This is a genomic window from Pseudomonas inefficax (assembly GCF_900277125.1).
Taxonomy (GTDB): domain Bacteria; phylum Pseudomonadota; class Gammaproteobacteria; order Pseudomonadales; family Pseudomonadaceae; genus Aquipseudomonas; species Aquipseudomonas inefficax.
In genome coordinates, this window is record NZ_OPYN01000108.1 from 126644 (window position 1) to 134841 (window position 8198).

The window sequence follows — 8198 nt, forward strand, 5'->3', positions numbered from 1 at the left end:
CGGTCAATCCTCCAGCAGCATGCCTACCCGTTCGGCCAGCACTTGCAGCTCGAACGGCTTGGTCAGTACCTGAGTACCTTGCAACAACTGGCCGTCACTGAGCGCCGCGCTTTCGTCATAGCCGGTGATGAACAGCACCTTCAGGTCGGGGTGGCGCTCGCGGCAGCGTTCAGCCAACTGGCGGCCGTTCAGGCCGCCGGGCAGGCCGATATCGCTCAGCAGCAGGTCTGGCCGCTCGCCATGTTGCAGGTGGGCCAGGGCGGCCGGGCCGTTCTCGAATGCATTGACCAGGTAACCCAGTTCTTCCAGCACCTCGCAGACGACCACGCGCAAGGCGGCCTGGTCTTCGACCAGCAGGATACGCTGCGTGGCTGTGCTGCTTTTGTCCGGCAATGTGCGCGGTGGCATGGGGGCCGGGGCTTCGGGGTGCTCGTGGTGGCGGGGAAGCAGCAGCTCGATGCGGGTGCCTTTGCCAAGCGTCGACAATACCCGTAGCTGCCCGCCCGACTGGCGCACGAAACCGTAGGTCATCGACAAGCCCAGGCCAGTGCCCTGGCCCATCGGTTTGGTGGTGAAGAACGGGTCGACGGCGCGCTCGGCCACCTCCGTCGACATGCCGTTGCCATTGTCGATGATGCTCAGCCGTACGTATTCGCCAGCTGGCAGTTCCAGTGCGCGGGCTTGCTCGTCGTCGAGCAGCAGGTTGTCACCGTGGATATCGATCACGCCGCCGGCAGGCATGGCATCGCGGGCATTGATGCACACGTTGAGCAGGGCGCTTTCCAGTTGCGGCGGGTCGATGAAGGTCGGCCACAGCTGGCGGGGGAAATGGCTGGCCAGGGTGATGGCGGGGCCGATGGTGCGGCGCAGCAGCTCTTCCATGCCGCACACCAGCGTGGCCACTTGCGTGGAACAGGGCTGCAGGGTCTGCTGACGGGAGAATGCCAGCAGCCGGTGCACCAGCGAGGAGGCCCGCTGCGCCGAACCGCTGGACAGTTCCAGCAAGGGCTCCAGGCTGTCGAAACGCGACTGACCCAGGCGCTGGCGCATCAGCTCCTGAGCTCCCAGAATGCCGCCCAGCAGGTTGTTGAAGTCGTGGGCGATGCCGCCAGTGAGCTGGCCCACGGCTTCCATCTTCTGTGCCTGGCGCAGGGCCTCCTCGGCCTTGGCCCGTTCTGCCACTGCCGCATTCACCCGTTCTTCCAACTCCTCGTTCAGGCGCTGCAGGGCAAGCTCGGCCCGCCGTCGTTCGGTAACGTCCTTGAACAGTACCGCCACCTGGCGCTTTTCGGCAGGCTCTACCCGGAAGGTGGTCACCGACAACACGTGACCGGTGGCGACCAGTTCCTGCTCGAAATGCAGCGGCTCGCCCGTGCGCAGCACCGCGCCATAACGAGCGACCCAGTCGTCGGCCTCATCGGGCACCATCTCGCGCAGTTTCTGCCCCACCACGTTGGGGATGCCGGCGTGTTTGGCATAGGCCGCATTGGCCAGTACATGCACATAGTCGCTCAGCGGGCCGTGCGGGCCGTCGAAGAACTCGATGATGCAGAAGCCTTCGTCCATGGTGTCGAACAGCGAGCGGTAGAAGTTCTGGTCGTGTTGCTGATGGCTTGCCAGGCGGGCCTGCAGCAACGCGTTCTGCTGCTGCAGGGCTTCGACTTGTTGGCGCAGTGAAAGCAGGTCGCGGGAGGGCATGCCGAAGTCCGACAAAAGATTAAGCCCAGACTTTAGCGTGTTCGGTAACTGGCGAATAGTCAGCCAACACGGGGGTAGCGGATCGGGCAACGATAGTCGCCCACCGAGGCACCAGCCATCAGAACGAGCGGATGATCCGCCCCAAGGTTTCCATCGCCCGTTCGGCATCCTCATGCCAGGGGCTGCCGTAGTTCAGGCGGATGCAGTTGCCGAAGCGCCGGGTAGGCGAGAAGATCGGGCCGGGTGCGATGCTGATGCCTTGGGCCAAGGCCATGTGGAACAGCTTGAGGGCGTCCATCCGTTCGGGCAGCTCCAACCACAGGAAGTAGCCGCCGGAAGGTTGGCTGACTCGCGTTTGCGCCGGAAAGTGCCGGGCGATGGCTGCCAGCATGTTGGCCTGCTGGCCTTCCAGGGCATAGCGCAGCTTGCGCAGGTGGCGGTCGTAGCCGCCGTGCTGCAGGTAATCGGCGATGGCCGCCTGGGCCGGCATCGAGGCACACAGCGAGGTCATCAGCTTGAGCCGCTCGATCTTCTGCGCAAAGCGCCCGGCCGCCACCCAGCCGATGCGGTAGCCAGGCGCCAGGCTCTTGGCGAACGAGCCGCAGTGCATCACCAGCCCCTGGGTGTCGAAGGCCTTGGCCGGTTTGGGGGCCTGTTGTGCGTAGTACAGTTCGGCGTACACATCGTCTTCGATCAATGGCACCTGATGGCGCGCCAGTAGCTCCACCAGTGCCTGCTTTTTCGCTTCCGGCATACTGGCGCCCACTGGGTTCTGGAAGTTGGTCATGCACCACACGGCCTTTACCGGGTGCTTTTCCAGCGTTTGCGCCAGCACGCCCAGGTCCATGCCTTCGCGCGGGTGCACGGGGATTTCCACGGCCTTGAGCTTGAGCCGCTCCAGCACCTGCAGGCAGGCATAGAAGGCCGGGGCTTCGATGGCCACCAAGTCACCGGGCTGGGTGACGGCCTGCAGGCACAGGTTCAGGGCTTCCAGCGCGCCGTTGGTGATCAGCAGCTCCTCCATGGGCAGCATCAACCCGCCGACCATGTAGCGAAGGGCAATCTGCCGACGCAGCTGCGGGTTGCCCGGTGACAGGTCGGTCACCACCATGCGCGGGTCCATGCTGCGGCTGGCGCTGGCCAGCGAGCGCGACAGGCGTTGCAGGGGAAACAGCTCGGGGCTGGGGAAGGCCGAGCCGAACGGCACGGTGTTGGGGTCCTTGATCGAGTCGAGGATCGAGAACACCAGCGCGCTGACGTCGACGTCGGTGGACTCGCTGACCGGTTGCAATGCCTGCGGCTCGCTGAACTGGCGCGGGGCGTGGGCGTTGACGAAGTAGCCCGAGCGCGGCCTTGCACGGATCAGCCCGCGCCGCTCCAGCAAGTAGTAGGCCTGGAACACGGTGGACGGGCTGACCCCGTGGGTCTGGCTGGCATAGCGCACCGAGGGCACGCGCTGGCCGGGGCCCAGCACCCCGGAGCGGATCAGTTCGGCGATGTCGTCGGCAAAGCGTTCGTAGCGTTTCATTCTGGCCTTCTGTCGAAGCCTGGCAGGCAAGGTGGAGTCAGTGTAAGGGATCAACGGTTCATCGGTGCGACGAAGCGGCTGTGGGCCACGCTGCGGATGGCGGGGTCGTCGCGCTCGCTGATCTCGAAACTCAGCGCCTGCGAGCTGCTGGCCGGGCGCTCGGCGAGCATCGCCACCGACACCGGCAGTTCGCTCATTTCACCGGCCGGGATCATGAATGAAGTCTTGCCCTGCAGGCTGAAACCGTCGGCGTCCAGCAGGCGCAGCTCGTAGTGCCGGGTGCTTTCGGTCTTGTTGATGACTTTCAGCAGGTAAATGTTCTCGATCTGGCCCTGGGCATTTTCGCGGAACAGGCCGCGGTCCTTGATCACGTCCAGCGACACCATCGGACGCATTTGCAAGGCCACCACCAGCGCCGCGATCATCACCGCCAGCGCGGCAGCGTAGCCCAGCAGGCGCGGGCGCAGCCAATGGGTGGTGCCACCTTGCAGGCTGCGTTCGGACTTGTAGCCGATCAGGCCACGAGCGTAGCCCATCTTGTCCATTACCCCGTCGCAGGCATCGATGCACGCCGCACAACCGATGCAGGCCATTTGCAGCCCATCGCGGATATCGATGCCGGTCGGGCACACCTGCACGCACAAGGTGCAGTCGATGCAGTCGCCCAGGCCCTGGGCTCGGAGGTCGCTGCCTTTCTTGCGCGGGCCACGGGCTTCGCCGCGACGCGGGTCATAGGCGACCGCCAGGGTGTCCTTGTCGAACATCACGCTCTGGAAGCGTGCATAGGGGCACATGTGCAGGCACACCGCTTCGCGCAGCAGGCCGGCATTGATGTAGGTGGCGGCGGTGAAGAACAACACCCAGAACAGCGCCACGCCGCCCAGTTGCAAGGTGAACAGTTCCGAGGCCAGTGGGCGGATCGGGGTGAAGTAGCCGACGAAGGTCAGCCCGGTGAGCACGCCAATGGCCAGCCACAGGCTGTGCTTCAGCGTGCGCCGGGCCAGTTTGTTCAGGCTCCAGGGTGCGGCGGCCAGTTTGATGCGCTGGTTGCGGTCGCCCTCGGTGACCTTTTCGCACCACATGAACAGCCAGGTCCAGGTGCTCTGCGGGCAGCTGTAGCCGCACCACACGCGGCCGGCATACACGGTGATGGCGAACAGGCCGAAGGCGCAGATGATCAGCAGCGCCGACAGCAGGATGAAGTCTTGCGGCCAGAAGGTGGCGCCGAAGATGTGGAATTTGCTGTTGCCCAGGTCCCACAGCACGGCCTGGCGGCCGTTCCAGTTCAGCCAGGCGGTGCCGAAGAACAGCACGAACAGGGCGCCGGCAAAGCCGATGCGCAGGTTGCGGTACAGCCCGGTGAAGCTGCGGGTATGGATGCCATTGTCAGCGCGGTGCAGCTGGGGGCTGGCTGGGGCGGTGGCGATCTCTGTGAAAGGGATTCTATCGTTCATGGCTCGGTGCTCATCAGGCCTCGATCAGGCATGAGCACTATGGCCCTGAGGCTGTTATCAGCACAGGCTCAGATTTTACGATAAAAACCGTATCAGATTTGCGGGCAAGCCCCGCCAGGCCTCAGATTACCGAGCCTGGCGTGCTGGCCTTCAGATGCCTGCGGCTATCCACCGCACCCGCGACGGTGAGTGCATCGGCCTCTGCTTCGGTGATGGGCACGCGCTGGCCGGCCAGCAGGGCCACTGACATGCGCAGCTGTTCGTCGGTGACGATTTCGATGTCCGGGCCATCACCCTCGATGCGCAGGTCTTCACCGATGAGGGTGCAGCGGCGGGTGGATTCGTCGATTTCAACGGGCATGGGGTGGTCCTCCTGGGAGTGGTTACAGGGTGGACCACAGGTGGAGGGCGGTTGCTGCATCAGGAAGCTGAGCGGCACTTTGCGCTGTGTTCATAGGTCAGTCTTTGTAGATGGCAGGCTCTGCCTCTTCGCGGGTAAACCCGCTCCCACAGGGATCGCAACACTTGTGGGAGCGGGTTTACCCGCGAAGAGGCCGGGCCTGGCAACACCAATGTCAGGCACGGGAACAACCGCAATGGACCTCATCTGGCAAGCGATCCAGGCTGAATTCGCCGATATCACCGACGCTCGCGAAGTCACGCAAATCCTCGTCCGCCTGTTGATGGCAGCCCTGCTCGGCGCCGTGCTGGGCTTCGAGCGCGAGCACAAGGGCAAGGCCGCCGGGGTGCGCACGCATATGCTGGTTTCGCTGGGCGCCGCGCTGTTCGTGCTGGCGCCGAGCATGGCTGGGGCCAATGAGCAGGCGCTGAGCCGGGTGATCCAGGGCATTGTCGCCGGTATCGGTTTTCTTGGTGCGGGCACCATTCTCAAGGGGAACGGCCAGGACGCCAGCCATGTGAAGGGCCTGACCACTGCGGCCGGGTTGTGGATGACCGCCGCCATCGGTACGGCAGCCGGCATGGGCCGCGAAGCCACGGCATTGATCAGCACGATACTGGCCCTGCTGGTGCTGGGCACGATGCCGTTGCTGGTGGACAAGCTCGAAGGGCAGGATGAGGGAAAGCAGGAGGAGGAAGAGGGCAGGAAGCACTGAGGGGAGCCGAAGCTCCCCTCAAAGCGTTGTTGCCTGCTCTTTTTTTATTATTGGGACCGGCCTGTTGTTGTTTTTGTCAGCCTGTCCTGGTGTTGCGGGCGACCCCCATGCGGGGTCAAGAGCAAACGTATTTTTTTGAGCGCTGACCTGCCTTCATCATTGCTGATCCGAACCTGGCTGCCGCTACCTTGAGGTAGTTTTATTGTTCTGTGCCAGACCGCGGGGCGTACCCCTGAAAAGCGTGTCTACTCCAAAAAAATCTGCTTGCTACGCCTCTGCCGTGTTGTTCTTGTTATGTCAGAGCCGTTACATGTTGTTTTTATTGGGTGTTACATTCTTTTTGTTGTTGTACCAGAGATATAGCAGGGTGCGTGCCAACTTTTGCAAAACCTTTAAAATCAAGCGCTTGGCGATTTCGTTCGAAATCGACCGGCCTGAAATTCTGCCGATTTGTTTCCCTGTTACCCGATTTTTTGCTGCAAGACGTGGGGGCGGTAACACTTCACCCACGCCAATGTGACACCCGTATGACTTATTGCGCGCTGCGCGCCCGCGCTACCCGCGACCCGTTGTCGCGGCCCAGCACACTGCTGATGCGGCGGCCGGCGGCGATCAGCCGGTCCAGGTCGATGCCGGTTTCAATGCCCAGCCCCTGCAGCAGGTACACCACGTCTTCACTGGCGATATTGCCGGTAGCGCCTTTGGCATAGGGGCAGCCGCCCAGCCCTGCCACGGAGCTGTCGAACACGCTTATGCCTTCGAGCAGACTGGCATACACGTTGGCCAGGGCCTGGCCATAGGTATCGTGGAAGTGCCCGGCCAGTTGCTCGCGCGGTACCTGTGCCGAAACTACCTCGAACAGGCGCCGGGTTTCGCCGGCGGTACCGGTGCCTATGGTGTCACCCAGCGATACCTCGTAGCAGCCCATGTCGTGCAGGGCACGGGCCACCGGGGCGACCTGCTCGGCGCTGACCTTGCCTTCATAGGGGCAGCCGAGCACGCACGACACATAGCCGCGTACGCGCACACCGTGGTTGCGCGCGGCTTCCATGATCGGCTCGAAGCGCTTGAGGCTGTCGCTGATCGAGCAGTTGATGTTGCGTTGCGAGAAGGCTTCGGACGCGGCCGCGAACACCGCCACTTCCTTCACGCCTGCGGCGAGGGCGTCCTCGAAGCCGCGCAGGTTGGGAGCCAGCGCCGCATAGGTGACACCCGGGCGCTGGTGGATGCCGGCGAAGACTTCGGCGGAGCCGGCCATCTGCGGTACCCACTTGGGCGAGACGAAGCTGCCCACTTCGATATAGGCCAGGCCCGCTTCGGTGAGGTCGTCCACCAGGCGCACCTTGTCGGCAACGCTGATGGGTTGGGCTTCGTTCTGCAGGCCGTCGCGGGGGCCTACTTCGACCAGGCGGACGTGTTTGGGCAAGGGCATGGCGGGTTTCCTGTGGCGTTCAGCGGTTGTCTTTGTTGTTCAGGGTGGCGGCCAGGGCTTGTTCGCAGCGCTCCTGGGCGGTGTCCAGTTCCAGCTGCATCTGGTGGATGTCGAGCATCTGCTGTTCCAGCTGGGCGCGGCGCTCGGCGATTTTCGCCAGCATGCTGTTGAGCTGCTTGAGGTTGCCGCTGGAGGGGTCGTACAGCTCGATCAGCTCGCGGCATTCGGCCAGCGAAAAGCCGATGCGCTTGCCGCGCAGGATGAGCTTGAGGCTGACCTTGTCACGCGCGGAATAGATACGCTCCAGGCCACGGCGCTCGGGGCTCAGCAGGCCCTGTTCCTCATAGAAGCGGATGGCGCGGGTGGTGATGTCCAGCTCGCGGGACAGGTCGGAAATGCTGTAGGTCTGGGTGCTCATGCTGGGGCTCGGCGTGGGGTATGCGGGTATCCTGAGGGCAGGTTGACGTATACGTCAAGCAGGGGCGCGGAATGGGTGTTGCCTGTGCCGCTCTCTTCGCGGGCTTGCTGAACTGGCCTAATGATCCCGGACACCTCTTAAGGGCGATATGATTCGCCCAATCAGGAGGTTTCATGCAAGAACGAAAGACCTACACCCGCGAGTTCAAGCAACGTGCCGCCAGCATGGTTCTAGATGACCACTGCTCGATTCCCGACGTCTGCGCTTCAATGGACGTCGGCCCTACAGCCCTGCGCCGCTGGGTTGATCAGGTACGTAAAGAGCGACAGAAGGGCCAGCCAGTAGCCGGTACCAAAGCGATCAGCGACGAACAGCGAGAGCTCCAGCAGCTGCGAGCCAAGATCAAGCGCCTGGAGACCGAGGCTGAAATCTTAAAAAAGGCTACGGCTCTCNTGATGTCGGATCCCGATCGTTTTTCCTGATCGAGGAACTGAGAGAGTCAGGCTCGTATCCGACCAGCCTCCTTTGCAGTGCGCTGAGCGTGTCCCGTAGC

8 protein-coding genes are annotated in these 8198 nt (G+C 63.3%); 2 read left to right on the forward strand and 6 right to left on the reverse strand.

Annotated elements, in window-relative coordinates:
• Positions 1 to 3: 3 nt before the first annotated feature.
• From JV551A3_RS13970 to JV551A3_RS13985, 4 genes are all read right to left on the reverse strand, one after another.
• Complete coding sequence (locus JV551A3_RS13970; RefSeq protein WP_133972008.1) at positions 4 to 1698, reverse strand: response regulator; 1695 nt, start codon at positions 1696 to 1698, stop codon at positions 4 to 6.
• 118 nt (positions 1699 to 1816) lie between these two features.
• On the reverse strand, positions 1817 to 3226 hold the full coding sequence (gene mapR / locus JV551A3_RS13975; RefSeq protein WP_112252541.1) for a GntR family transcriptional regulator MpaR: 1410 nt from the start codon (positions 3224 to 3226) through the stop codon (positions 1817 to 1819).
• A gap of 50 nt (positions 3227 to 3276) precedes the next feature.
• Positions 3277 to 4680, reverse strand: coding sequence for a cytochrome c oxidase accessory protein CcoG (ccoG, locus tag JV551A3_RS13980; RefSeq protein ID WP_133972010.1), 1404 nt, complete (start codon positions 4678 to 4680; stop codon positions 3277 to 3279).
• Between the two features lie 121 nt (positions 4681 to 4801).
• The gene (locus JV551A3_RS13985) at positions 4802 to 5041 is read right to left on the reverse strand and encodes a DUF3203 family protein (RefSeq protein ID WP_112252539.1); all 240 of its coding nucleotides are present in this window, start codon (positions 5039 to 5041) and stop codon (positions 4802 to 4804) included.
• A 235-nt stretch (positions 5042 to 5276) separates the two neighbouring features.
• Between JV551A3_RS13985 and JV551A3_RS13990 the strand changes: the two genes are divergently transcribed.
• Positions 5277 to 5795, forward strand: a complete 519-nt coding sequence (locus JV551A3_RS13990) for an MgtC/SapB family protein (RefSeq protein ID WP_112252537.1) — start codon at positions 5277 to 5279, stop codon at positions 5793 to 5795.
• Positions 5796 to 6327: 532 nt separating this feature from the next.
• Here JV551A3_RS13990 and JV551A3_RS13995 read toward each other — a convergent pair.
• Both JV551A3_RS13995 and JV551A3_RS14000 read right to left on the reverse strand, forming a co-directional pair.
• The gene (locus JV551A3_RS13995; RefSeq protein ID WP_133972012.1) at positions 6328 to 7227 is read right to left on the reverse strand and encodes a hydroxymethylglutaryl-CoA lyase; all 900 of its coding nucleotides are present in this window, start codon (positions 7225 to 7227) and stop codon (positions 6328 to 6330) included.
• A 19-nt stretch (positions 7228 to 7246) separates the two neighbouring features.
• Positions 7247 to 7645 carry a MerR family transcriptional regulator gene (locus JV551A3_RS14000; protein WP_013972930.1) on the reverse strand — a complete coding sequence of 133 codons (399 nt, stop codon included), beginning with the start codon at positions 7643 to 7645 and terminating at the stop codon, positions 7247 to 7249.
• Between the two features lie 173 nt (positions 7646 to 7818).
• Here JV551A3_RS14000 and JV551A3_RS14005 point away from each other — a divergent pair, with 173 nt between their 5' ends.
• Complete coding sequence (locus JV551A3_RS14005; protein WP_133978797.1) at positions 7819 to 8127, forward strand: transposase; 309 nt, start codon at positions 7819 to 7821, stop codon at positions 8125 to 8127.
• The last annotated feature ends 71 nt before the right edge of the window (positions 8128 to 8198 follow it).

Bases quoted from the DNA above. Each gene is read 5' to 3' on its own strand.
- JV551A3_RS13970 (WP_133972008.1), bottom strand. From the start codon at position 1,698: ATGCCCTCCCGCGACCTGCTTTCACTGCGCCAACAAGTCGAAGCCCTG.
- mapR (WP_112252541.1), bottom strand. From the start codon at position 3,226: ATGAAACGCTACGAACGCTTTGCCGACGACATCGCCGAACTGATCCGC.
- ccoG (WP_133972010.1), bottom strand. From the start codon at position 4,680: ATGAACGATAGAATCCCTTTCACAGAGATCGCCACCGCCCCAGCCAGC.
- JV551A3_RS13985 (WP_112252539.1), bottom strand. From the start codon at position 5,041: ATGCCCGTTGAAATCGACGAATCCACCCGCCGCTGCACCCTCATCGGT.
- JV551A3_RS13990 (WP_112252537.1), top strand. From the start codon at position 5,277: ATGGACCTCATCTGGCAAGCGATCCAGGCTGAATTCGCCGATATCACC.
- JV551A3_RS13995 (WP_133972012.1), bottom strand. From the start codon at position 7,227: ATGCCCTTGCCCAAACACGTCCGCCTGGTCGAAGTAGGCCCCCGCGAC.
- JV551A3_RS14000 (WP_013972930.1), bottom strand. From the start codon at position 7,645: ATGAGCACCCAGACCTACAGCATTTCCGACCTGTCCCGCGAGCTGGAC.